The 25,220-nt window shown below is 39.5% G+C and carries 17 protein-coding genes and 1 pseudogene; 10 read left to right on the plus strand and 8 right to left on the minus strand.

The window, feature by feature from the left end; translation table 11 throughout:
* From IPM47_01885 to IPM47_01905, 5 genes are all read left to right on the plus strand, one after another.
* Window positions 1–2,568, plus strand: a complete 2,568-nt coding sequence (locus IPM47_01885) for a site-specific DNA-methyltransferase (protein QQS29729.1) — start codon at window positions 1–3, stop codon at window positions 2,566–2,568.
* 260 nt (window positions 2,569–2,828) lie between these two features.
* Window positions 2,829–3,161, plus strand: a complete 333-nt coding sequence (locus IPM47_01890; GenBank protein QQS29730.1) for a TfoX/Sxy family protein — start codon at window positions 2,829–2,831, stop codon at window positions 3,159–3,161.
* A gap of 242 nt (window positions 3,162–3,403) precedes the next feature.
* On the plus strand, window positions 3,404–3,727 hold the full coding sequence (locus IPM47_01895; protein QQS29731.1) for a hypothetical protein: 324 nt from the start codon (window positions 3,404–3,406) through the stop codon (window positions 3,725–3,727).
* A 77-nt stretch (window positions 3,728–3,804) separates the two neighbouring features.
* Entirely contained in the window at window positions 3,805–4,995 is a 1,191-nt protein-coding gene (locus IPM47_01900; GenBank protein QQS29732.1) for a T9SS type A sorting domain-containing protein, read from the plus strand.
* A 420-nt stretch (window positions 4,996–5,415) separates the two neighbouring features.
* Window positions 5,416–5,601 (plus strand): hypothetical protein, encoded by a 186-nt coding sequence (locus IPM47_01905; GenBank protein QQS29733.1) that lies wholly within the window; start codon window positions 5,416–5,418, stop codon window positions 5,599–5,601.
* Between the two features lie 93 nt (window positions 5,602–5,694).
* On the opposite strand, the gene IPM47_01910 is transcribed toward IPM47_01905, so the two are convergent.
* The 4 genes from IPM47_01910 to IPM47_01925 form a co-directional block, all read right to left on the minus strand.
* Complete coding sequence (locus tag IPM47_01910) at window positions 5,695–7,611, minus strand: protein kinase (protein QQS29734.1); 1,917 nt, start codon at window positions 7,609–7,611, stop codon at window positions 5,695–5,697.
* A gap of 139 nt (window positions 7,612–7,750) precedes the next feature.
* Window positions 7,751–8,518, minus strand: a complete 768-nt coding sequence (locus IPM47_01915) for an MBL fold metallo-hydrolase (GenBank protein QQS29735.1) — start codon at window positions 8,516–8,518, stop codon at window positions 7,751–7,753.
* 152 nt (window positions 8,519–8,670) lie between these two features.
* Window positions 8,671–9,189 carry a ferritin gene (locus IPM47_01920; GenBank protein QQS29736.1) on the minus strand — a complete coding sequence of 173 codons (519 nt, stop codon included), beginning with the start codon at window positions 9,187–9,189 and terminating at the stop codon, window positions 8,671–8,673.
* A 48-nt stretch (window positions 9,190–9,237) separates the two neighbouring features.
* Complete coding sequence (locus tag IPM47_01925) at window positions 9,238–9,819, minus strand: hypothetical protein (protein QQS29737.1); 582 nt, start codon at window positions 9,817–9,819, stop codon at window positions 9,238–9,240.
* Between the two features lie 366 nt (window positions 9,820–10,185).
* Between IPM47_01925 and IPM47_01930 the strand changes: the two genes are divergently transcribed.
* Both IPM47_01930 and IPM47_01935 read left to right on the plus strand, forming a co-directional pair.
* Window positions 10,186–12,204, plus strand: coding sequence for a cation:proton antiporter (locus IPM47_01930; GenBank protein ID QQS29738.1), 2,019 nt, complete (start codon window positions 10,186–10,188; stop codon window positions 12,202–12,204).
* A 228-nt stretch (window positions 12,205–12,432) separates the two neighbouring features.
* Window positions 12,433–13,158, plus strand: a complete 726-nt coding sequence (locus IPM47_01935) for a transglycosylase SLT domain-containing protein (protein ID QQS29739.1) — start codon at window positions 12,433–12,435, stop codon at window positions 13,156–13,158.
* Between the two features lie 286 nt (window positions 13,159–13,444).
* On the opposite strand, the gene IPM47_01940 is transcribed toward IPM47_01935, so the two are convergent.
* Window positions 13,445–14,794: a hypothetical protein gene (locus tag IPM47_01940; GenBank protein QQS29740.1), complete on the minus strand. Its 1,350-nt coding sequence runs from the start codon at window positions 14,792–14,794 to the stop codon at window positions 13,445–13,447.
* Between the two features lie 406 nt (window positions 14,795–15,200).
* On the opposite strand from IPM47_01940, the gene lpxB reads away from it, so the two are divergent.
* Complete coding sequence (lpxB, locus tag IPM47_01945) at window positions 15,201–16,331, plus strand: lipid-A-disaccharide synthase (GenBank protein QQS29741.1); 1,131 nt, start codon at window positions 15,201–15,203, stop codon at window positions 16,329–16,331.
* A 44-nt stretch (window positions 16,332–16,375) separates the two neighbouring features.
* Here the strand turns inward: lpxB and IPM47_01950 are convergent, their stop codons facing one another.
* The 3 genes from IPM47_01950 to IPM47_01960 all read right to left on the minus strand — a co-directional run bounded on the left by IPM47_01950 (window position 16,376) and on the right by IPM47_01960 (window position 23,557).
* Window positions 16,376–19,468: a M1 family metallopeptidase gene (locus IPM47_01950; GenBank protein ID QQS29742.1), complete on the minus strand. Its 3,093-nt coding sequence runs from the start codon at window positions 19,466–19,468 to the stop codon at window positions 16,376–16,378.
* Window positions 19,469–19,629: 161 nt separating this feature from the next.
* Entirely contained in the window at window positions 19,630–21,183 is a 1,554-nt protein-coding gene (locus IPM47_01955) for a glycine--tRNA ligase (protein ID QQS29743.1), read from the minus strand.
* Window positions 21,184–21,418: 235 nt separating this feature from the next.
* Window positions 21,419–23,557, minus strand: coding sequence for a SurA N-terminal domain-containing protein (locus tag IPM47_01960; GenBank protein ID QQS29744.1), 2,139 nt, complete (start codon window positions 23,555–23,557; stop codon window positions 21,419–21,421).
* 181 nt (window positions 23,558–23,738) lie between these two features.
* Here IPM47_01960 and IPM47_01965 point away from each other — a divergent pair, with 181 nt between their 5' ends.
* The gene (locus IPM47_01965; GenBank protein QQS29745.1) at window positions 23,739–23,990 is read left to right on the plus strand and encodes a GSCFA domain-containing protein; all 252 of its coding nucleotides are present in this window, start codon (window positions 23,739–23,741) and stop codon (window positions 23,988–23,990) included.
* A 3-nt stretch (window positions 23,991–23,993) separates the two neighbouring features.
* Window positions 23,994–24,725, plus strand: a pseudogene (locus IPM47_01970) (GSCFA domain-containing protein).
* Window positions 24,726–25,220: the final 495 nt, after the last annotated feature.

The following is a 25,220-nucleotide window of genomic DNA, read 5'->3' on the forward strand; positions in this document are numbered from 1 at the left end:
ATGGCAAAGAAAATAGAAAGCATCAAGTATAATAATGACAAACGGGCACATATACCCAGCAAAGAAGAAGCGGGCTATGAAGAGGTCAGCCCGAAAGTGCAGCAGGGTAAGAAAACCCTTGAACTGCCCAAAAACCCTGTGGTGCATCGTGGGCAAGACCCGGAGTTATTTTGGCTGAACAAATACGACAATGACGACCGTGAAAATTTGTTGCGGGTGGACATACGCAGCTTATACCGCCACGAACACATTGCCCCCGAAACGCTGATTAAAAACCTGTACAAACTAATTGAGCCGCCAAGCAACCAAATGGATTTGTTTAGCGCAAACGAACTGTTTGGCAATGCCTTGGATAAAGACGAATTAGAAAAAGTGAGCCAGTACTACCAACATCAGGACGGCTGGACTAACCGCCTCATTCAGGGAGACAGCCAGCTGGTAATGGCAAGCTTGTTAGAGCGCGAAGGCATGGCAGGCAAAGTGCAAACCATTTATTTTGACCCACCGTATGGCATTAAATATGGAAGCAATTGGCAAGTAAAATTGAACAACCGTGATGTAAAAGACGGCAATGATGAAGCGCTAACAGGAGAACCTGAACAGATAAAAGCCTTTCGTGACACTTGGGAATTGGGCATTCATTCTTACCTTTCTTACTTGCGTGACCGTTTATTGATTGCAAAAGAACTGCTCACTGAAAGTGGAAGTTGCTTTGTGCAGATTAGTGATGAAAATGTTCACCTTGTTCGAAGCATAATGGATGAGGTTTTTGGGAGTGAGAATTTTATTGTTACGATAAATGTACAGAAAACTGGTGGTTTACCTGGTAAGTATTTAACAGGAACTGTAGATTACATTATCTGGTACTCCAAGAACAAAGATAATGTAAAGTATAGACAATTATATCTTAAACGGGAGATAGGTGATACTTCTCTTGATAGATATGACATGTTAATGTTTAACGATGGAACAACAAGACGAATGAAGCCCGAAGAAATAAAAACAGGTGTTTTTCCAGAAAACGGAAAAAGATACCAATTAGGTGCATTATACTCAGATGGTGCAGCAAGTTATGACCAATCATTTGAATTTAAGGGCGGAATTTATAAACCTAGAAGTGGAAAACATTGGTCAACACATTTGGATGGTATGCAAAAATTAGCAAACAAAAACAGGATTGAAATTATGGGATCTGTTTTAAGATATAGACGCTTTGTTGATGATTTCAATTTTGTTCCTATTACTGATAGGTGGGATGCTGTTCAGTTAGGAACTCAGAAGTTATATGTAGTTCAAACATCAGAGAAGGCAATCCAACGCTGTATCTTGATGTCAACAGACCCTGGCGATTTGATTTTAGATCCAACCTGTGGCAGCGGCACAACAGCTTTTGTTGCCGAGCAATGGGGCAGACGCTGGATAACCATTGACACCAGCAGAATTGCCTTAAACATTTCCAAACAGCGTTTAATGACGAGTGTTTTTCCGTATTACAAACTCTATGACGAAACAAGTGATGATATTAGGCAAGGGTTTATTTATAAAACTGTTCCGCATATTACGCTTAAAAGTTTGGCGAATGATGAACCACCAGCAACAGAAACTTTGTATGATAGACCCGAAATTGACAACAAAAAACTACGGGTAAGTGGTCCGTTCACAGTTGAAACTTTGCAGAACTTTGAACCAACTGCCCCCGAAGAATTGGAAGAAGAAGCCAAGTCAGCCGAAGACGCAACGGTATTTGAAGAAACGGTAAAACAGCATCTTGTAAGTGCAGGCATCAAAAACGGCAGAAAAGATGAACAGGTCGTTTTTTCAAGAGTAGAATTATTGAGCCATCCTTACCTACATGCCGAAGGTTTTTATATGAACGGCACAGGCGAGAAAAAAGCATACATCCATATTGGGCCAAAGTTTGGCACAGTTAGTAAAAATGCCGTAAATGAAGCGGTCAAAGAATGTCGTTTGCGTGGAGATGCACAATGGCTTATCATACTTGGTTTCAGTTTTGAAAGCGATATTGAAGGCACTACCCAAACCATGAACATGGGTAAATTTGAAGTAACAAAAGCCCGTATTCATGACGATTTGATGCAAGACGGTTTGAAGAAAAAACCGGGCAAGAGTGCTGCTAGTTTCGTTACTATTGGCGAACTCGACATTGCTTTGTACAAGGACGGCAAAACCGTTTCAGTAGAAATACAGGGACTGGATATTTACGACCCTATCAAAGACGAAGTAAAAGCCCGAAATGTATCAGACATTGCTTACTGGATGGTAGATGATGACTATGACGGCAGCAACTTTATAGTTAAGCAGGTTTTCTTCTGCGGTGGCGACAAAGACGAGTTTGACAAATGGAAGAAAGGTTTGGAAAGTCTTGCCAAAGACAGCACCAAGAAGAAGGTAGAGAAAACCCTGAAAATTGAAATTGACGATGAAGCCTTTGACCGTCTTTACGGCCACATTTCGCATCCGATAGAAGTGAAAAAGCAAGGGCAGAAAATTGCCGTTCGGGTCATTTCGCAATTTGGGGAAGAAACGACTAAAGTGTTAACGGTGTAATAGATATTCGAGATTTTAATTTAGCAGCTTGATAGAAAAAATTGTTGTAGGGTTGTTTGCAGATTAAGTTCAGTATTAACAGACAAAAAACATGTTTTATCTGTATAAGTCGGGCTATTCATCAGTGCTTAAAGGGATTGTATTAGTTTCTCTGTTGCGGTGAAATAGTGAGTGTGTTTTTGATAATCTGGGGTGATTGTTATTTTTAGTGCGGGAAAAATTAGAATACATTTATAATCCGAAACAAAAATTTGAACGATATGGCTTCCGATCAGAAATTTGCAGATTTTGTAACCGATCAAATAAAAGATGCCGGTGAAATAACGGCTAAAAAAATGTTTGGGGAATATGGAATATTTTCAGACGGCAAAATCTTTGGACTTATATGTGACAACAAACTTTTTATAAAACCCACGAAATCGGGGCGTGAATTTATTGGCAATGTGATTGAAGCACCGCCTTATCCCGGAGCTAAACTAAGTTTTTTGATAGAAGAAAAAATTGAAGACAGTGAATGGCTTAGTCAGTTAGTCAAAATTACCCTGAAAGAATTGCCGGATCCAAAACCAAAAAAGAAAAAAACATCGAAATAGAAAATCTATCATCCCCGGTAATTTGTAAGACATGGGTTGCTCTGTTTCAACTTAAAGTTGCCGGACCTGACTGTGCCAAAATTTGCAGGCGTAAAAGTGAAAAGCAGTTAGCACAACATACAGAGGTTATGATTAAGTCTTAGGGAAATTTGATCGTACTCTTTGCCAACGATACTATTGTAATAATGGAACTCAGGCCTGTTCTTTTTTAACATCCACTTGAAAGGAAAAACAATACTACTATGTGGGAAGAAAAGTTAGCACTGTATGACCGGCTAATTGCCAATTGCCCGGGAATAGAACGAAAAGGGAAAACTATGCCTTATACCTCTGCAAACGGATATATGTTTTCCCAGTTAAACAAAGACGGGGAATTGGGAATCCGATTTTCTGAAGAGGTTAAAAAAAAGTACATGCAGGAACTTAAAACAGGTCCGTTTAAAGCGTATGGAGCTGTTTTGAAAGGCTACCTACTAATACCTGAAAGCATGTGGAATGATTCAGATAAAATTTGCGGGCTAATCAATGAAAGTCATAGGTATGTAATGACACTCAAACCAAAATAAATACTTTACTAACCTCCTGTCAGTATTAAAAGCGGGTTTTGAAAGTTTCAAAGGTCTATACTAAAAACTTGGAATGGATGAAAAACAAACTAAGAATATCAGTAACTATATTCCATATTCTGTTTTTGTTGGCTTTAACTTCCGGCTTTTGTTTCGGACAAGTTCAGACTTATTATGTAAAACCAATTCAAACAGACCTCAACTACGCCCCGGCAGAGGACAGTAGTTCAATAAGCATAAACCCGGGTTTTCAGACAAACAAACTGTTTTTGTTTTTTGGCGGCACAGGCAGTAGCAGTTCAGCAGATTATAATGCGCTCAGGCTTCATGCTGCAAACCTGGGATTTGACTTTATCAATTTAAGTTATCCTAATAATATTGCTACGGCAAGTCTTGCAAATGACAGCGACAGCCTGGCATTTGATAAATACCGGCAAGAAGTGTGCTTCGGGACACCAATCAGCAATGATGTTACTGTTGACTCTTTAAACTCCATCTATATCCGAACATTAAAACTGATCCAATACTTAGACCTGACCTATCCGTTACAAAATTGGGGACAATATTTAGTTACTCCTTTCTCTTTGGACTGGTCAAAAATTATTGTTGGCGGACATTCACAAGGTTCAGGACATGCCTGTTATCTGGCAAAGCACTTTTCGGTTGACCGTGTTCTGATGTTTTCCGGGCCAAATGATTATAGTGATTTTTATTCCAATTCAGCAAACTGGATCCGACAAGCAGGTGTAACACAAAAGGGCAGACATTTTTCGTATTTGAGCCTGTTTGATGAGGCGGTTGCATATTCCAAACAATACCTGGTTATTGAAGGATTAGGAATGTTCACGAATGATGATACCACTTACGTTGATATAATCGCTTCTCCTTACGGCAACTCACATTGTCTTTATACAACTCAACCCCCCGGAATAGTCTTGCTACATCATAATGTTCCGGTAAAACTCAGCATTATCAACAACAATATATGGACGTATATGCTGACATCGGAAATTTCAACAGCCCTGAAACCTGATTTTGAAGCGTCAGATATTAGAATCTACCCAAACCCAGCAACAAACCTTGTATTCTTATCTGCTAATAGTCCACAAACCGAACTAAAATACTCAATCTATAATTTATCGGGTCAGTTAATACAGGAAGCATCAGTTTTTCAACAATGTGAACAGTATTTGATGGATGTTTCGGAATTGAAAACAGGTGTTTACATTTTGAAAGTAAACAGCATGACAGCGAAAATTATAAAATAATAAAGAGAAGGGCAACCTATACAATATAAATAAAGATGCGGGCAATAGCGGATATTTAACACCAATTCGGTCAAGCCTGATCCAACTCTCTGAATGAACAATTGCGATTAAATGCCCTTACATCGTCTTTGTTTAAGAAACGAAGCAGATCGCTCATGCGGCAAATAGTTCTGTAGTAAACAGGGCTGTAAAAAAAAAAATTACCCGGAATTAAACCTGTCTGACACGTCAAAGTCTGATGAACCATAAAGCCGGAAAAAAACCCAAAAAACTTTCACATTTTTTAACCTCAAAAAACCTAAAGCGTGGCAACCATCTACTAAATTTAATCGTTTAAGAAGCAGTTTTCCGTTACAGTTAAGTTTAAGATTGTTGAACACACCCAAAAATTTCAGTTTACACCCTCAACTACCTAAGGCCATGACTTACATCAAAATCAACAAACCCAAAAGCGAGCGACCCGATTACAAATTAGTTACCAGATTGTTGTTGCTTGCGGCAATAACTTCAGTAGTGGTCGGTCTGAACGTGTATCTTTACAAAGCACATCAATTGGCACAACTTGATTTGATCAACCGGTTGTTTACCTTTGCCACAACTTCCTGATTTTAACCCCTAAAAATAAACCCCAAAAAACCACCCACACTAAGCCGCTTCTTTTGCGGCTTTTTGTTTTTTCAGACCTGCTGTATCTATTCTTTACCTTTTCCTGATTCCCGTTATTTTAAATTCGGGATAGGTTATTTCAGCCTCCATTCTGATTTGGTTACTCCTCCCTCCAAACCAACTTCCCGAAGAAGCGGTATTTTCGGTAATGATATAATCTGCCAGAAAGTTACCATCTAAAATTACGTAATTGACTGATGTCGCAAGCACGGTTTCAGAATTGGCATACCCAGCATTGCTTTTCTGAAAGGCGGCTTTTAATTTTAAATCTGCAATTGTGATATAGCCGCTCTCGGAATAATATCTTTCAACCGGATTGGTAAACATATCGTCAAAATACAAGGTATCATTGCGATGTTGATGATAGTAGGTAAGCGTTTCTTTCAGCTTTTCTTTAATGCCGCTATAATCGTCCCGCATGGGGATGAAAGGTTTTTTTATGTATCCGCTTACCATTATGCGGGAGGGATTGGTAAAAGTGTTGGCAAAATACAGGATGCTGTCTGAATAAGCACCGCTCAGTTTATCGGTTAAGAGGGTAATTGTAACAGCAACCGAATCGTTGGGCATCACCTGAAGTTTGGGTTGCCAGTCGCCTTTCAGGTAAGGGCTGTTTGAGGTTATGCCTTTAATGTTTAGAGGGTTTACGCCTGTATTTTTTAGATAGATGGTCTGAACTGCTTTTTTCGACTGTACCAATTCTCCAAAGTTGATGAAGTTTTGTGTAACAGAAACCGTCGTCAGCGTATCGGCATTTGTTTGATTTTCAAGGTTGTTTTTTTGATTAAAAAGCCAGGCAAGCGGGTCACCAAAAAGTTGTTGGATAACCCAAAATGCAACAAGTACCAATGCAGTACCGACCACAATTTTATACAATTTGGTTCCAAGAGTTGATGGTGCTGATGTGTGAGTTGGTTTACTGTTTTGGGGATGTGCAGTTTTATGCTGCGGAACTGTTTGTTTCTGAAAGGGAGGTAATGTAGTTTGATGGATGTTCTGTAAGGGTGTTTCAGAAATTATGGTAGTCTGTTCAGTTCCGGACATTGGCGTTTCGTCCAACCCATTCAAAATATTCAATAATTCCTGTGCGCTTTGGGTGCGTTGAGCGGCATGTTTAACTAAACATCTCGATATGATCCTTCTGAAAGGCTGAGGGATAGTTTGTAAATTAAGGCTTTCGGGTTCAAAACTATCAACACCGGCCAAAATTTGCTCGTCCGTACTGCCCTGACTTCTTTTTCCAAAAGGAAGAGTGCCCGAAAAAATTTCATATAAAATAGCGCCAAAAGCCCAAAGGTCAGCATTGGTAGATATTTTTTTGTCAATTCCATATTTGTTCGGAAAAAACTGTTCAGGAGCCATATATTCGATGGTTCCTTTGAGATGAGCGCTCGATTGTTCGGTGTTTTTAATGGATTTGCTCAATCCAAAATCGGCAATTTTGGCCATCCAAACTCCATCTTTTGTTCGGTGCATCAGAATATTGGCCGGTTTCAGGTCGCGGTGAACCACCTGATGATGTTCCAAAAAGAGCAACCCCTGCAAAATATCGGAGGCAATTTTTTTGATTTGTGCGTTGTTGGGCTGTGTCCTGTTGATAAAAGTTCGCAGGTCGCCTCCTGTAAGCAGAATTTCTTTTCCGTTGGCATACTCCAAAACACCGATTTGTACCTGAAATTTTCTGCCAAGGCTATCCGTAATGGTCAGGAGTAAAGCATCGTAATAAGCAATCAGATTGGGATGTGAAAGATGAAGCCCTATCATCTGTTTCATTTCGTTCAGCACATCATATTTGGAATCTGCAGCTTGTTCGGAATTGCGATAAAACTTGAGGGCAACAAATCTTTCCAGAAGCACATCATAAGCGCGGTAAATATCTGCAAAAGCTCCTTTGCCTAAAAAATCCTTGTCGGGATCATATTTGTACTTATCAAAAATAAGTTGTTCCATAATCAAACGGGAGTATTGAAAAACCTGGTTTGAGTGTAAGTTTGCCGGTTTTGAGCATTTCACAAAAATAGCATTTCTTTTGCAAATGAGAGTTGTATAAAACTGCAATTGCAGAAAGAAAAGCGGTAGCTAAATCCGGTTAAAGGGTTAAGACAAGACCATCATAACCCAATCTGACATGATCAGGAAGCAGGTTTTGTTCAACGTCGCGATGCAATCCCATTTGATGGCTGATATGGGTAAAATAGGTATGCGGAATTTGAAGCCGGTTGGCCAATTCCAGTGCTTCAGAAAGCGAGAAATGAGACCAATGTTTGGTCAACCTCAAAGCATTTACTACCATTAACTCCGAGCCCGCGATTTTGGCTTCTTCTTCAGGGGTGATAAAGTTGGCATCGGTCAGATAGGTAAAGTTGCCGATTCTAAACCCGACAACGGGCGAATTGCCGTGAATGGCATAGACAGGAGTAACCGTTAACTGGTTTTCAATAATAAAAGGCTGATGTTCAATAGTGTTCAAAACAACATGAGGCGCACCTTCATACCGGTTTTCGGCAAAAACATAGTCGTATTGTTTTTTCAGAATGGTTTGTGTGGGTTCGGTTGCAAAAACAGGCATGGGCTTATTTTGCCACACATTAAATGCACGGATATCGTCTAATCCCCCCGTATGGTCTTTATGGGCATGGGTCAGTAAAATAGCATCTAAGCGTGTTACTTGATGCTTCAACATCTGTTGTCTGAAATCAGGCCCACAATCAATGGCAATTGTCAGGTTGCCGGTCTCCACCAATGCCGCTGTTCTAAGTCGTTTGTCTTTAATGTCTGAGGAGTTACAGACCGCACAATTACAACCTATAAAAGGAATACCCACCGAAGTTCCGGTGCCTAACAAAGTAATGCGCATAAATCAGGTGAGTTTATACGGAAAAATTGTTTCCGATTTTTTAGATAGCCATACTGTTGGAGCTTTCCGAATATTTTTCCCCCGCAACAAATGCTTTTAAAACATCAGATTAACGGCAAAAATAACAACAAAGAGAAGGAATAACGAATGCCTTACTCTCCGGCTTCGGCACTGGCTTTTTTTGCGTTAATTTCATCCACTTCTTTATCAATGAAATACAAACCGCGACCTTGTATGCCAATGAGGTTAATTCTGTCAATCAGGGTACGGTAAAGGGCTTCTTCTTCGTGTTGTTCGTTCAGATACCACTGCAGAAAGTTGGCGGTTTGTTTGTCTTTTTCAACCACACAAAGTTCAATCAGGTTGTCAATAGCTGCCGAAACTTTTTGTTCGTGTTGAAAAGCGGTTTCAAACACCTCTTTAATGTTGTCAAATTCTGAACGCGGTTGTGCGATGGCCGGCGTAATAACTCTTCCTCCGGCATCATTGATATAGTGAACAAGTTTAAGCATGTGCATCCGTTCTTCGTCTGTGTGCCGGAAAAAAAACCTGGCACATCCTTCCATAGCGTTGGCATCGCACCAGCAGGCCATCGCCAAATATTTTTGTGATGCATCGGCTTCTAATTGTACTTGCTTGTTTAAAGCATCTAAAACTTTGGGTAACAGCATTGTAAATTATTTAGAATTGTTTTGAAAATCAGTATTGCCCGTTGACGGTTATTGTTTAATTTTTGATAAATCGAGGTTCAACGTTGCACTTTTACCATTCAATCCCATGATAATGAGCATAACTTTGGTTTCTTCTGCAGGAATAGTAAAACTGATGTCTTTGTTGTAAATTTTGTTGGGATTGACCATGTCTTTGGTCGGATTATTGGCATTCAACACATCCCCGTTTTCTATTGCCAGCAAAAAGTTTTCTTCCCAAAAGGCTCCTTGGCCAATTCCTTCAAATATGGCACGAATGGATAAAACGAGTTGTTTTTCGGTGGCGTTTTTGGGTTTAACCACGGCCTTGGTTAACCTATAGGTAACCGCCCCGCGATTGTTTGGCAAACTCAGTTTTCCGGAATTTGAATTTTCTAATTCATAAGCAGTATTTGGTAATATTTGTTTTTGCTCAGGCTTCTCTGTTTTTAAGGTATCGGCTGCTATAGGCTGATTTCCGGAATGATTACCACTACTTTTGCAACCATAGGTAAGTCCTGTCAAGATGACCATACAAAAAATTGTCAGAATAAACTTAGAACTGCCTTGCAATAATTGATGTTTGTGTTGTTCTGAATTTGAGAATCTCATAAATAAAAATTAACCGCTGCTAATAGCTGCCAACATTAAATACACTAAGGTTTTCCTGATATACCGGTGCAGCAAATATTCAGGCTATAGAATAATGGAATTAAAAACAATGTCCTTTATCGTTGAGGGTGCAAATTTACATAACATAAATCAGGACTTAGGCTTTTTTACAGGTTACCTTTTTATTTTCTTAAAATTCACCATAGTTTGCAATCAATTTAGAGGTAGGCAAAATCATTATTGTATTGTTAATAATTTGTTTGACAACTGCCATTCTTCAACAAAACTTTTGATATCGGGTTATTATTACTTTGTTTAGTGAAACAAGCCTGAATTTTACAGTTAATCACATATTTATTACATCTTATGACAATTATCCATACCGCCAATGTTTATGAACTACCGCTTAAAGAGCCTGTTTTGATTTTTGCGGTACTGGTTTTTTCATTTTTATTAGTTCCCTTGCTGTTTAAGAGGTTTAAAATTCCCGATATTATAGGGTTAATACTGGCAGGTGTTATTCTTGGTCCCAATGGTTTTAATCTGCTTGAAAGAAGCGAGGCAATCCGTCTGTTCGGAACGGTGGGTGTGATTTACATCTTGTTTATGGCAGGATTAGAGATTGATTTAAAAGATTTCAAGCGAAACAGGCATAAAAGTTTACAACTTGGTTTGCTTATCATTAGCATAACAATGGTATTAGGTTTTACCATTTCATTTTTTTTGTTGGATTTTGAACTGCCGGCTGCAATTCTATTTGGTGTGCTTTTTTCACCAACCACCCTGATTGCTTACCCGATTGTTAAACGCCTAGGGGTTTTAAAAAATGAAGCGGTAACGGTCATAATGGGCAGTATTTTAATAACCGATACCCTTGCACTGCTTGTTTTATCGCTTGTTTCAGAGGCAGTAAAGAGCAATTTGAGTGTCCATTCCTTACTTTTATTTTTTGGCGGGTTAGCTTTTTTTCTGTTGTTGATTATAAAAGTACTTACGCCGATATCTCAATGGTTTTTTAAAAATGTAGAAAGCAGCGGCACCACCCAATTTTTGTTTAGCCTGATGGTGGTTTTTGCAGCAGCAGCGATGGCTGTTTTTGCAGGCATTGAACCTATTATTGGAGCTTTTTTAGCGGGTTTAGCCCTCAACAACTTAGTGCCGCACGCTTCTCCTTTAATGTCGCGAATTGAATTTGTAGGAAATGCTTTGTTTATTCCCTTCTTTTTAGTCAGTGTAGGGATGTTGGTAGATGTTCGGTTGTTTTGGCAAGATATCAATGCACTGCTTGTTGCCCTGGTCATGGTTGGTATCGGAACATTAGGGAAATTAATCCCTGCCTTTATCATGCAAAAATTGCATGGTTACAACAGCGATCAAAGAAATATTTTATTTGGCTTAAGTTATTCAAAAGCTGCAGCAGCTTTGGCTATCGCTATAGTCGGTTTTAATTTAGGAATCTTTAGCGAGACCATTCAAAATGGAGTGATTATCGTGATCCTCGTCACTTGTTCGGTAGGACCATTTATAGTTGAGAAAGCAGCAGTCCGGTTAGCGTTGCAGGATAAACAAGGAATACCTGAAACTCCCGAAAAACCCGAACGAATATTGGTGCCAATCGCCAATCCAAATACACTGAACCAACTCATTGATTTTGCCAATTTAATAAAGAAACCCGAATCTAAAGAGCCACTCATTCCTTTGGCTGTAGTTCCGGACGATGACGATGCCGAAGATAATGTGAGACAAAATAAAAAAATGCTGGAGCAAGCCTTAGTTCATGCCGCCGTAACCGATACTACACTTAATTTATATACCAGAGTAGATACCAATGCTGCAAGTGGTATTATCAGAGCAGCCAAAGAAATGTTGGTTACTGATATTATTTTGGGATGGAGCGAAACAAGAACGGCAGCAAATACTTTTTTCGGAACTACCCTCGACAACATTTTATCTAATTTGGCTCAAACGGTGATAGTTGTAAAACTGCATCATCCGCTCAATACGGTAAAAAGATTGGTCGTTGTTGTAAGTCCAAATACGGAAGCCGAAAACGGGTTCAGACACATGCTCGGAATTATCAGAAGATTATCAAATCAAATCGGAGCATCTATTAATTTATTTGCCAATGCCCATTCTATAACATCGCTTATTGAATACAAAGAAAAATTCAGGCCGGATTTTGATTTTACAACAACCCGGTTTGACGACTGGAAAAACTATTCCAAAATATTAGACTCGCTTCAGCCAAATGATTTGTTGGTCTTATGTATGGGACGGGAACATTCGGTTTCGTACAATCCTTTTTTTGTTGTTCAACCTCGAACCCTCGCTAAAGCACTATCTCATTCAGGCTTTGTCATAATTTATCCCGGCCAGTTTCAATAACCTATTAGGTTTGTTAGAAACTTTTACAAACGATGTTTTTTTTTCAGGTATAGCATTATTTCAATCCGCAGTCGGGATTTTTTTTAAACCTTTTTACTATAGAATTTGGGAAATTTAAGGGATTTGGAAATTTTTTGAAAATATATTTAGCATAAAAGGATGAAAATGAAACTTTTTGCTAAATTTGTTGGTAATTTAAATTTTCCGAAATCCTAAAAATTCTATCCCATGAGTATCTTGGTAAAACTTGAGCAAAAAAAACTGGTTGTCAGCTACAAAATGTTGGCACCCGCAGTTGCAGCTTTAATACTGTTCAATATTATGTTGTACAGTATGATTTTAAAAAAAGACATTCCGTCTGAAATCCCAAAAATCAGCAATCGCCTGTATTTACTTGATCAGGCAAGCAACTTTGTCTATGATTTAGACGGATTTGAAACAAAAGTCCGGGAGGTAAGCAGTAAATTGAATATTCCACCAGAATGGTTGATGTCTGTGATACACTCTGAGTCCAGATTTGATGCTTCTGTCAGTAACTATAAAGGCAGCGGAGCTACCGGACTCATACAATTTATGCCTGGAACAGCCAAAGAGTTTGGTATTTCTGTTTCACAGTTAAAAAACCTGAGTCATGTTGAACAAATGAACTTTGTTTATAAATATCTCTCTGCAAAACAAGCTAAATATGGGTCTTTTGAAACCTTAACCGATTTGTATATAGCCATTCTGTACCCAAAAGCCCTGGCTGAAGATTTTTGTTATTCGCTTTATGCAAAACCATCTATCAGTTATGAGATGAACTCTGGTTTAGACCAAAACAACGATGGCAATGTGACCATTCAGGATATTGATAAATACCTGAAACGAAAATATCCGAGTGCTTATATCATATCTAAAAATGGCAGTACTGTGGAACAACCCTCAAAAATGACTACAGGCTTTGGGGGCAGGTAATTCTCAAATCAATTTAAGCCCGGCTTTTGTAAAAACGGTTCATTTCCACTTGTATTTATCAGTTGAAATTGAAAGAATCTCATTCAAACCGAAAGGTTAAAATGGAATTTGTTGAAGAGGCAATAACACTTCTGCCAAAAACCCTCCCTTCTGTTAAAGCTAAAGCCATTTAATGGCAAAAACTTTATCATGAAAAGGGAGGGTTTTGTTTTTAAATCCTCCTATATTATGATTAATGCAATGTAAAAAAAACGACCGGATAACCCAAATTTTGAAGGATATGCGGCTAAAACTCAAGTTCTTTGAAACCTATAGGAATGGGCTTTTTACTGCGGATATACCCTTCAACCCGCAATGCGCTTCCATAATTCATTCTTTTATTTTTAGCTATTTGGATGGCCTCGGTTATTTCTTTCATAGCTTTCCGCTTAGATCCGGACTTATACAATAAAGCCGCAAAGGTTTCGCAAGAACTATAGGTAGGGGGAGTTTTGGATACTGATTTTTTGTAGTATTTGACCGCTTGTTCAAGTTTGATTTTATCGCTGACATGATAAACAAAATTCCAGGTTAAATCTTCTAAATCGGAAGCAGGTAACGGAAGGTCTTTCTTCATAAAACTTACTGCCACGTTGGAGTAATCCTCCCATTTACCGGTTTGCGTAAAAAACAAAGAACGCATTTCAAACTCAAAAATTTCGACATCTGAAAGCCCCAAAGTTCTTAACGAACCCATAAGGTTATTTAACATGAATAAGCCTCCCGTTTTAGCTCTCGATGCAGGTAAAACAGCACCACGAATTGCATTTTTTAGAACATTATTCACCTTTTCGTTTCCAAATTTATCAACAAAGGTTTTTTTGTCTGCCAATAGTGCATGATAAGCTTTGGTGTTGTACTGATCTGCAAATTCAAGAATAATTTGACTGTTTTCATCTGTACTATATTCTTTGGCAGGAATAACAGATAGATAGTCATTAATCAGGTCGGGATATAAATTTTGAAATGATTTGAGACTCCAAATGCACTTTTTTAAAAAGTCAGGTGCTCTGTTGCCTTCCTGATATTGACGATACAGTGATTTATATAAATCAAACTCATAGTTAACAGGAACTATATTCCCTTCTTCGATTTCTTCTGTAGTTGGTGTTTCTTCAACTCTCTTTAAGAGTTTTTTAAAATCAGAAACCGATTTATATCCGCTTTCTTGCAATAACAATTCACCGTACTGACTCAAAAATAAATAAGCCGGATATTTATCAGACCGGATAACTACTTTGGCATCTTTCAGCAATTTTCTACCTAATGTTGAGTTCAAATCCACTGATAGGGTGATGTATTTTTCCTTTAATGCTGAAATAATCTCGGAATCGGTGAAGACGTTTTGCTCTACTTTTTTACATGTTTGCAACGATGATTTATAGTCATAAACATAGCAAAAAATTGTTGCCTTCATACTTGCTGAAGTAATCAGCGCAGTGTTCCAATCTACGACCATAAAATCAACCGATGCTGTTGTTTGTATTGGTCCGGACCTCGTTTGCTGTTGTGCGTAAGCTATGTTATTGACATTGATTCCCGTAAAGATCAAAAAAATGAAGAAATTAAAACAAACAGAGGTGTAGTAATTGGTCATATTTGCGCATTTAGTAAGGAGTGAACGATTTTATCTATAATTTAGCATCAATAACTTTTACTTAGAACGACCATATTTTTGTACATTCGCTTTTTTCAAACGCTCAAAGATAGAAAAAAAGCTTGCACAAATTTAAATAAATACATTCTTTGGCAAAAAGTTTTTTTCTTGTTTAAACCTTGAACATTTTCTTATCTGTTTTTTTGCAAAACCTATACTATATTCATACGAAGCTCATTTTTTTTTGTTCCAAACTTGATGAATAAAACAATAATCAACCGGAAGCCAAAACAGGATAAATAGCTACATAGAATTCGCTCGTATTTACAAATTTTTAAACAGTCAGATAGTCAAGTTTTTTTAAGCAAGAATCATTCCAAAAAAAACATTTTCATTATTTACCGATATGAAATATTATATAATAGCAGGTGAAGCTTCGGGCGATTTACATGGCGGCAATTTAATATTGTCCCTCAAAGCCAAAGATTCTATGGCTGAATTCCGATGCTGGGGTGGTGATTATATGCAGGAAACTTCGGGTGTTGATTTGGTAAAGCATTTTAAAGACACTGCCTATATGGGTATAATCGAAGTAATTAAACACCTTCCGGGCATTTTTCGAAACTTAAATTATTGTAAACAGGACATTTTGACCTTTTCGCCGGATGTGGTGATTTTAATTGATTACCCGGGGTTCAACCTCAGAATTGCGAAGTTTTTAACCCAAAAGAACATACCCGTATTTTATTACATCTCTCCCCAAGTTTGGGCATGGCATAGCTCAAGGGTGAAAAAGATGAAAAAATACATCAGCCATCTTTTTGTTATTTTACCATTTGAGCAGGATTTTTTTTCCCGGCATAATTGGTCTGTTCACTATTTTGGACACCCGTTGCTCGATGAAATAGACGATGAAAAAAAACGTCAAAACAGGGAAAATATTGTGCAAGATTTGAATGCCGCTTTCGACAAGCCAATCATTGCCCTTTTGCCGGGAAGCAGAAGGCAGGAAGTCGGACGAATTTTGCCGGAAATGTTGAAATGTATCTCCTTTTTTCCTGACTATCAGTTTGTGATTGCAGGCGTTTCTTCTGTATCATCTGACCTATACCACAATATTGTAAAAGGGTATAATGTGCCTGTAATTTTCGGACAAACCCATGCCTTGATTCAATGCGCCAGGGTTGCTTTGGTGGCTTCGGGTACCGCAACTTTGGAAACCGCTTTGTTAAATACCCCGCAGATAGTCTGTTATCGAGCTAACCCTGTTTCTATGGCAATTGCCCGGAAAATAGTACGCGTTCCTTATATTTCTTTGGTCAATTTAATCGCCGGCAAAGAAGTGGTCAAAGAGTTAATTCAACAGGAAGTAAACACAGGCAATTTAGTCCGGGAACTTCGAGCTTTATTAGATGAAAACAGCCTTGTCCGAAAGTCAATGATTACGGAATACAAATTGTTGCGACAGCGATTAGGCAGCAAAGGAGTTTCAGAAAAAATAGCAGAAGCTATGATACGGTTTCTAAAACGGAAGTAACAAAACCTATAACAAGTATGCCCTTATTGTTCTTCAATAGAAAATTAAAAACTTAGGTTGGTAAGGTTTCTTACGCCCTTGACGGGATTTAAGGCATTGAAGTTGATCAAAAAAGTAACCCGTTCATACCATTTTATTCCGTTTGCCTCATATACATCTTTGATGTTTTTGGAAGAAACCAACGACCAGTAAATCTCTATAATATCCGAAGCGGGGGTAAGTGCAACTCCTCCGTCAAAAAACAATTTGCCGTCCCAAAGTCCACCATCGGCAATATCAGTATAAGGTAAACCTAAATCGGCATATAGCTTTAATGGTATTTTTTTGATGGGTAAAGATGCCTTAAAGTTTGCCGCCAACATATACTTATCCGTATATCCTACACTTAGGGGCACTTTAAATCCCGCTCCACCCATTCCTACCTGATGCGACCAGAACCCCGTATTTTCATTTCTTGCTACAAAAACCTGGTCAAGGGTATAGTTGTAACCACCTCTCATAGTTAGTGGAAGGAGTATCGGATTGGTAGTTGTAATGGTTTTGTTTTGGATGAACCCACCGGCATAAAGTCGGGCGCTAAGACCACTTCGGGGTTTTTTTCCATAAGAAATCAGGTATTTAAGTTCTCCCTGCGCCATGGCAAAACCATCTCCCTGCTGTAGTTCTATTTTCCATGAAAAAGGGTTAATTCTCCGGATATTTTGATGAGATAAGGACAATTCGTTTTGGTAAAAGCCGGAAGGTACCCTGCTGCAATTTGTATTGGGCGGACATTCGAATTTTTTGCGAAGCACACTGACATGGCTCAACGTTATTTTTGTTTGAGCGGGATGCCGCAGTGTTTTTTTCTTCAGGTGAAAAGTCAGTGAAGGAGATAGCCGGTAAAATTTAAATACTTCTGTACTCAGGGTTCTGTCTGTCAGGCTGGTGTCTTTGCTGAATACGCTGAATTTTCCGTTTCCGAACATGGAAGCAGCGAGGTTTAGTTCTACCCGGCTAAATATGTTATCCGGAAACTTGTTGAAACTTAGATCTCCGGCACCTGAAAAACTGTTTGATCCAATGGCATACATAGGTGCCAAAGTAAACTGAAAAGGAGTGGAAGGTATCAGGCTGTTGTAAAACGCAACGCCAACCATGGTTTTATCATAATGATTGTATCCTATAACCGGGCTGAAAAACAACTGTTTGCGGCGGGGATTTTCGAGGCTTCCGGCAAATTGCAAACGCAACGGATGGCTTCGTTTACATAATTTGCGAGGATAAAGGGTGTTATTTTTTCTATTAATATCCGGCATTTTGTTAGCAGCATCAATGACTATACGGTCATATTTTCCGGATGGGAAATTGACCTCCATCTCACCAAGAAACCCATCATACCAAACTGTTTCGACCGGTTGATCTTTATGAAAAGCAGTAAGGGTAAAAGGTGCTTTAATTCCCTTTTTACCATTTTGTTTCAGCGTTATTTTATCATACCGGCTATTTCCTATGGTTTGAGCATCAGGTTTGATTTTATGTATTTTATAGTCTATTTTTTTAGTTGTCTGAAGCAATTCATCAAAAAACCAGTCCATATTTTTTCCACTCTGTGCGGTAAAAACCCGCCTAACATCATCAGGATAAGGATGCTTAAAGCTGAATTGCCGGTAGTAGTCCTGCATAATCTTGTCAAATGTAGTGGTGCCTAACCAAGTTTCGAGAAAATGAAAGCTAAGGGCTGTTTTAAAATAAACAACAACTCCGTAGTTCAGTTGTGTGAAGTCTTCGGAAGGAAGATGAATGGCCTGGTCGGCATTTCTGCGGGCATTAAACAAATAGAGGTAGTACTGAAAAGCATTGGGTTGGAGATGATCCAGATCAAAAATACGGGCAATACTACTACCGGACATCTTGCCCAATAACTTATCGTTCGGATATTTTTCTCTGAAATATCGCAATTCGTAGTATGAGTTTATCCCTTCGTCCATCCAGGGATGCTGTCTTTCGTTGGAAGCGAGAATGCCATAGAACCAGTTATGGCCAACTTCATGAACAATGACCTGTTCTAATGACTTTGCAGAACCGCTTTTCCCGATCACGGTTATCATAGGATATTCCATTCCTGCACCTGCACTTAATGCACTTTGAACGGCAGTGCAATGATTATAAGGATATAGTCCAACCTTATCGGAATAAAAATAAACCGCATTGGATACATACTTAGCTCCATTGGTCCACAAATCGGCTTCTTCGTTGGTGAACATTGCCCAGGAAACTACTTTTCGGCTGGTGCCGGGAAGTTGAATGGTGTCTTTCAGGACATGAAACCTTTTATCGGCAAACCATGCAAAATCATGGATACTGTCTTGTTTAAAGGTTATGGTTTTCAATTCTTTTGAAGAGGGCGGATCACTGAGATTTTTTTCGTCAAACTTGCCGGCTAAGGCTTCCGTTTCGCTGACTTTGGCGTTTAGCCAATCTATTTCTTCGGGGTTTTGCAGTTCTCCTGTTGCCCCGACAACGTAGTTTTCCGGAAGTGTGATGCTGACTTCAAAATTCCCGAATTCGCTGTAAAATTCACCCTGGTCTAAATAGGGCATAGGATGCCAGCCTTTTGAATCATACACCGCCGGTTTTGGATACCATTGAGTAATTTGATAGGATTGTCCAACATGCCCCAAACGGGAATAACTGTTTGGAATTTTTACCTGAAACGGCGTTTGTATCACCACCTTTTCCCCGCTTTTTAAGGGCTTGTTCAGGGTAATTTTTGCAATATCGGGGTGTTTTTTATCATACTCCCAATTCAGGGGCTTCCCTTCCGCTTCAAAGCTGAGAAAATCAATAGCCCCACGCTCTGAGCTTTTGGAATAGTAAAATTTGCTGTCTCCGTTTTCTAATTGCTGTTTGGCAAAAGCCGTGCTTTGATTTTTATAGGCATTCGGCCAAAGGTGAAAATATATAAAACTCAACTCGTCCGGTGAATGATTGATGTATTCTATTTGAATAAACCCGTTTAGTGTGTGGGTAGAATCGTTAAGACTAACCTGTATTTTGTAGTTTACTTCTTGTTGCCGGTACTCAGGGGTTGCGGCAACTAAATTCCAATGAAAAAATGTGAGTACAAAAATCAGCAACAAATAAATCCGGTTCATGCAAGTTGTTCGTAAACAGTAATTGAATAGATGCCCCAAAAGTACAAACAATTACCCAACTTGACCTAACACAGCGCACAAAGCAAACGGGGAAACACAGCAGCAGCCATGATTCCCCGTTTCAAATCATTTGTTGTATCGTCAAACGTTTGCGACTATCATTACCAAAGCAGTTGATTCATGCCGGTAGCTTTGGTAATGATGGCTTCAACCGCCGATATTGGAACTCTTTCCTGTTGAAGGGTATCGCGGTTTCTGATGGTTACAGTGTCATCTTCTAATGTGTCGAAATCTATGGTTACACAATAGGGGGTTCCGATAGCATCCTGACGGCGGTAGCGTCTTCCAATCGAGTCTTTTTCTTCATATTGGCATTGAACCGACAATTTTAGTTGTGAAAACACTTGCCGGGCTTTATCGGTCAATTCGGTTTTGCTTATCAAAGGCAACACTGCAACTTTTACCGGAGCCAAAGCCGGATGTAATTTGAGCACAGTACGCATTGCCATTCCACCGTCTGCATCGGGTACTTCTTCTTCCAGAAGAGCAGAAGTCATTACAGCCAAAAATGTCCGGTCAGCACCTACGGATGTTTCAACCACATAAGGCACATAGCTTTCATTTTTCTCGGGGTCAAAGTATTGCATTTTCTTGCCCGAAAAAAGTTGGTGATTGCCCAAATCAAAGTCGGTTCTCGAATGGATGCCCTCGATTTCTTTGAACCCAAACGGGAAATCAAATTCAATATCTACTGCCGCATTTGCATAATGGGCTAATTTTTCGTGTTCGTGAAAACGCAGTTGATGGCTGCCAAAAATAGCGCGATGCCATTTTAACCTTTCCTCCCGCCAGTACTTGTACCATTCCATTTCCGTGCCGGGCGGCACAAAAAACTGCATCTCCATTTGCTCAAACTCACGCATACGGAAAATAAATTGACGGGCGACAATTTCGTTTCTGAAAGCTTTACCGATTTGTGCAATACCGAAAGGCAGTTTTTGACGGGTGGTGCGTTGTACGTTCAGAAAATTTACAAAAATGCCCTGTGCCGTTTCCGGGCGTAGGTAAACGCGGTTATCCTCTTCGGTAGCTCCTGCCAAGGCTCCGAAGTGAGTAGCAAACATGAGATTGAACTGTCTGACTTCTGTCCAGTTTCTGGAACCACTTTCAGGACAGGCAATTTCACAATCCACAATAATTTGCTTCATCTCGGCCAGGTCATTTTCTTCCATGGCCTTCACATATCGCTGAGCAATTCGCCCTCGCTCTTCGGCATAGTTCATCACCCGCTCGTTGGTGGTGCGGTAAACGCCCTCGTCAAAAGAGTCGCCAAAGCGTTTGGCAGCTTTTTCAACTTCCTTGCTGATTTTATCATCAATTTTGCCCAGGTATTCTTCGATCAGCACATCAGCCCGATAGCGTTTTTTGGAATCTTTGTTGTCAATTAACGGGTCGTTAAATGCGTCAACATGTCCCGATGCCTTCCAGATTTTAGGGTGCATAAAGATGGCAGAGTCCAGACCCACTATGTTTTCGTGCATCTGAACCATTGACTTCCACCAAAAAGTTTTGATGTTGTTTTTCAACTCCACGCCATTCGGTCCGTAATCATAGACCGCACTTAATCCGTCATATACTTCGCTTGAGGGGTAAATAAACCCATACTCTTTAGCGTGTGAAATCAACTTTTTAAATATGTCTCCTTGATTTTTCATAGCGGGCGCAAAGGTACTGTTAAATACTATATAATTACTGTTCGATGCCTGTTTTTTGGTTGGCAACAGTGAATACTGCCAGTATTAAGCCGAAATACTTAAAGTTCATAAGGGGGTTTATGGGCTAATAATCAAACCGGCTTTAACACAAAAACAGCCCGGACATTGCTGACAATGCCCGGACTGTTTCTATGTTTGTTATATTCAAGACAAAAAGTTGCCTAAAGATTTAGATTTAAAACCGTCTGGTCTTATATCGGTTGTCTTCAACTTTAGAGGCTTTGGTCAATGCCTGAAGCGCGCTAAAGTCAACGCTTTGTTTGATGGGTTGGTCAATTTCTGATTTTATTGACGAAAGATTATCGGACGGAGCAACATCGGTGAACGAAGCTACTTTGACCACATACACTCCTTTATCGCCAATGATAGGTTTTGATAGTGTGTTGGGTTTCAAGGCAAAAATAGTACCTTGAACTTTAGGCTCCCTTCCTAAATCGGCAAGGCTGAATGAGTAAAAATCTAACTCGGCAGCAGACAACAATTCCTGCCCGGTTGCTGTGGCAATACTTTGCAGGTTGTCTGAATTGCCAATTTTAGCAATAATTTTTTCAGCTTTCTTTTCTTTTTTAACTTCCGTTTCCAATTGGGTTCTTACATCTTCGATAGAAGGAGTTCCTTCTTCTTTTGCTGAAGTAACTGCGGGAAGGATATAGGTAGTTTTAACACGGTTTGTGCCGTCTTTCAAATCTTCTTCCATGGTAAATATCTGACTGCTTACCTTACCCACGTTATTGGTAAAAGCCCAGGTTGCGATTTCTTCACTAATTCCAAGTCCGGTGATATTGTAGGTATTTTTTTCAATATTTTCAGACTTTTTGATCGCCAAAGTTTGCTCGGCAGCGGCTTTTTTAAATGCCTCTACGGTGGTGTTTTGTGTGGCAAACTGTAAAGCTTTTGCAAACACATTATTGCGGGTTTGCTCGCTCGGCTCTACATTTTTGCTAAATGTCGCAAATTTTACCGCATCTTTATTTGGGTTTGCTGCCGTAATTTCTACCAAATATAAACCCTGATTGGTCGGGGTGGTAAAAATATCGCCTTTTTTGTGTTCATAGAACACTGCTTTCGCTAATTCCGGGGCAAGTGCGTCCGGTTTGACATACCCGACATCGCCTCCTTTAGCTTTACTTGCAGCATCGGCCGAAAACTGATTGGCGAGGGCTGCAAAATCTCCTCCTTTTTCCAACACTGTTTTAACACTATCCGCTGTGGCAACTACTTTTGAGGCAGAAGCTGCATCGGGAGCAGTGAACAAAATTTGACGAATTTTTACCGAATCCGCAATCATTTTGCGGTCTAAAAGTCTGACAGCCTGAAAAGTGCCTGCTTCATAATAAGGTCCAATTACCGTACCTACCGATACACTAAACAGTGAATCTTTTAGCATACCCGTCAGATTGTCTTTTGCAACATAAGAATCGGAAAACGGAGTATCCGAATTTTGAACTTTGACAAACCGCGCGGCATCTTCGGTGGTTTTAAAGGCTTCGATATTGTCGGCAATCGTTTTTTGAGCCATTGTGCTGTCTTCCTTGGTAGGAATGACTTCATACGTTATATATTCAATAGTCTTGGAGGCTTTTTGTTTGTATTTCTCTTTGTTTTTGTTGAGGTAGGCTTTCAGTTCGGCATCTGTTACCGCAACTTCGGCATCCTGAACAGAGGTATAAGGTACAAACACATAGTCTATGGTTGCTTTCTTGTTTTTATCAACATATACCTGTTTGGCATACCATGAAGGAATGTAAATTGCTTTTTTGATAAGATTGGTATATTTTTGTTTGACTTCGTCTTTTTTTACCGACTCTTCAAACCTTTTCCATTGGCGTTGACGGGCTTTTCCTTCTTCGGTTCCGTCTGAAAATGTTTTTACATATTCTGCAAGTTTATCTTTGCTGAACATTCCGGCTTCATCCTTAAAAACAGCAGCACTTTGGATGGAAGGATGCAGATTGTCGCCGGTGAAAAGTTGAGTCAATTCCTCTTCTGTAATTTTCAGGCCAAGCGCATCATAAGACCTTTTCAATAAATGTTCTTCTACTTCCTGAGTCCAAGCCTGTTCACGTATCTGCATACGAGTTTCTTCGGTCAACTCCATTTGATTGTTGCGGTAGTTTTCGGTAATTTGCTCTATTTTTGCCTGATAGCTTTGAATATCTATGTTCTCACCATCAATACTACCGATTGAATTGCCATTACCTGACATGCGGTTGGTGGTGCTCAAAGCATCCATTAACAAAAACGACACGATAGATGCCGCTATAAGAAACACCACTAAACCTACTCTCTGACGTATTTTTTCTATTACAGCCATTTCAGTATCTGATTTTTAAAAAATTGCGTGCAAAGATACTGCATTTGTACAAAATTTATAGTCTTCGGTTAAATTGCCTCTGTCAATTTGTAATTTTAATGTAGTTTTTCCCGGTTTAACCCACTCTTATTTTAATTTATCCGGATTTATTGCACCGCAATCCTAAATATAGTCCTCTTCCATGCAGTTTCGAACCGAAATCAACCTGCCTGTTTCCCTCTGCCCTATCTCACATTCCGACAAAATCCTGTTTGCCGGTTCTTGTTTCACTCAAAATATCGGGCAGCTCATGCTCGAAAACAAATTTTCTGCCCTGATCAACCCAACAGGAATCATTTATAACCCAATGTCTGTTGCCAAAACCCTTGTTTTGCTGTCTGCCGGTATGCCCTTTACAAAAAACGACCTTTTTTTTAACGGGCAGTATTGGTAGAGTTTTGACCATCACGGCAGTTTTTCAGACCCCGATGTAGCGGTCTGTTTAGCGCGCATAAATCAACAACTTCAGAAAGGCAGCAAACAGTTAAATGCCGCCCGATATCTGGTGCTGACTTTTGGAACTGCTTATGTTTATTACAGAAAAGACACACAACAGGCAGTGGCCAATTGTCATAAACTGCCGGACCATTTTTATGATCGCCGCAGGTTAAGTGTAGATGAAATCGTAATTGCTTATGAACCTCTGTTGAGAAAGCTATTTGAACAGAACGAAAACATCCGGTTAATTTTAACCGTCAGCCCCATCCGGCATTGGAAAGACGGCGCAGCAGATAACCAACTTAGCAAAGCTACTTTAATTTTAGCCGTTCATGAATTAAAAAACATGTTTGCCGATAGAATAGACTATTTCCCGGCATACGAATTGTTATTAGACGACCTTCGCGACTACCGTTTTTATGCAGACGACTTGCTCCACCCTTCAAATACTGCTATTCAATACATCTGGCAAAAGTTTAAATCTGTCTATTTCACCTCCCAAACCCTCGAACTGATGGCAACAATTGAAAAAATCAGAAAGGCTTTTAAACACAAACCCCTACAACCTCAAAGCGAAACCTATAAATCTTTTGCCAGGCAACAAGTTGCAGCCATTATCGAGCTCCTGCAACAATACCCAAATCTGCCATTTGAAGAAGAGTTGACTTATTTTGAACAGACTATTGGATGATTTTAATCGGAAGGTTACTCCTTTCCACAGGTTTCACATACGACTATTGCAATTGGCAATTGGCAATTGGCAATTGGCAATTAACAATTAACAATTAACAATGGCTATTCATATTAACTCTTTCAGGTTTTTCACTTTTCACTTTTAGTTTTTCACTTTTTCACTTTTCACTTTTAGTTTTTCACTTTTCACTATCTAACCACCGCCACCTTGCCCCGCGCCAACAAAACCTCCCCATCTAATTGAAAAAACACAAAATTTTAGGTCTGAAACAGGGTTGACAATAAGTCATTGCAGGGGGGCTTTAAGTCAATGCAGGGTTGCATTAACCTGTTGCAGGGGTGAATTGATTTATTGCAGGGGTGATTTAAAGCAAAGCGGAGGCACAATAACCCAATGCAGGGGTGCATGATGTCTTTGAGGATGCACATTGGTTTATTGCAGAGGCACAATAAGCCTTTGCAGGGGTGCAATAACCTTTTGCAGGGGTGCATT

It is taken from the genome of Sphingobacteriales bacterium, assembly GCA_016700115.1.
Classification (GTDB): Bacteria; Bacteroidota; Bacteroidia; order Chitinophagales; family UBA2359; genus UBA2359.

Bases quoted from the DNA above. Each gene is read 5' to 3' on its own strand.
- IPM47_01885 (QQS29729.1), top strand. From the start codon at position 1: ATGGCAAAGAAAATAGAAAGCATCAAGTATAATAATGACAAACGGGCA.
- IPM47_01890 (QQS29730.1), top strand. From the start codon at position 2,829: ATGGCTTCCGATCAGAAATTTGCAGATTTTGTAACCGATCAAATAAAA.
- IPM47_01895 (QQS29731.1), top strand. From the start codon at position 3,404: ATGTGGGAAGAAAAGTTAGCACTGTATGACCGGCTAATTGCCAATTGC.
- IPM47_01900 (QQS29732.1), top strand. From the start codon at position 3,805: ATGAAAAACAAACTAAGAATATCAGTAACTATATTCCATATTCTGTTT.
- IPM47_01905 (QQS29733.1), top strand. From the start codon at position 5,416: ATGACTTACATCAAAATCAACAAACCCAAAAGCGAGCGACCCGATTAC.
- IPM47_01910 (QQS29734.1), bottom strand. From the start codon at position 7,611: ATGGAACAACTTATTTTTGATAAGTACAAATATGATCCCGACAAGGAT.
- IPM47_01915 (QQS29735.1), bottom strand. From the start codon at position 8,518: ATGCGCATTACTTTGTTAGGCACCGGAACTTCGGTGGGTATTCCTTTT.
- IPM47_01920 (QQS29736.1), bottom strand. From the start codon at position 9,189: ATGCTGTTACCCAAAGTTTTAGATGCTTTAAACAAGCAAGTACAATTA.
- IPM47_01925 (QQS29737.1), bottom strand. From the start codon at position 9,819: ATGAGATTCTCAAATTCAGAACAACACAAACATCAATTATTGCAAGGC.
- IPM47_01930 (QQS29738.1), top strand. From the start codon at position 10,186: ATGACAATTATCCATACCGCCAATGTTTATGAACTACCGCTTAAAGAG.
- IPM47_01935 (QQS29739.1), top strand. From the start codon at position 12,433: ATGAGTATCTTGGTAAAACTTGAGCAAAAAAAACTGGTTGTCAGCTAC.
- IPM47_01940 (QQS29740.1), bottom strand. From the start codon at position 14,794: ATGACCAATTACTACACCTCTGTTTGTTTTAATTTCTTCATTTTTTTG.
- lpxB (QQS29741.1), top strand. From the start codon at position 15,201: ATGAAATATTATATAATAGCAGGTGAAGCTTCGGGCGATTTACATGGC.
- IPM47_01950 (QQS29742.1), bottom strand. From the start codon at position 19,468: ATGAACCGGATTTATTTGTTGCTGATTTTTGTACTCACATTTTTTCAT.
- IPM47_01955 (QQS29743.1), bottom strand. From the start codon at position 21,183: ATGAAAAATCAAGGAGACATATTTAAAAAGTTGATTTCACACGCTAAA.
- IPM47_01960 (QQS29744.1), bottom strand. From the start codon at position 23,557: ATGGCTGTAATAGAAAAAATACGTCAGAGAGTAGGTTTAGTGGTGTTT.
- IPM47_01965 (QQS29745.1), top strand. From the start codon at position 23,739: ATGCAGTTTCGAACCGAAATCAACCTGCCTGTTTCCCTCTGCCCTATC.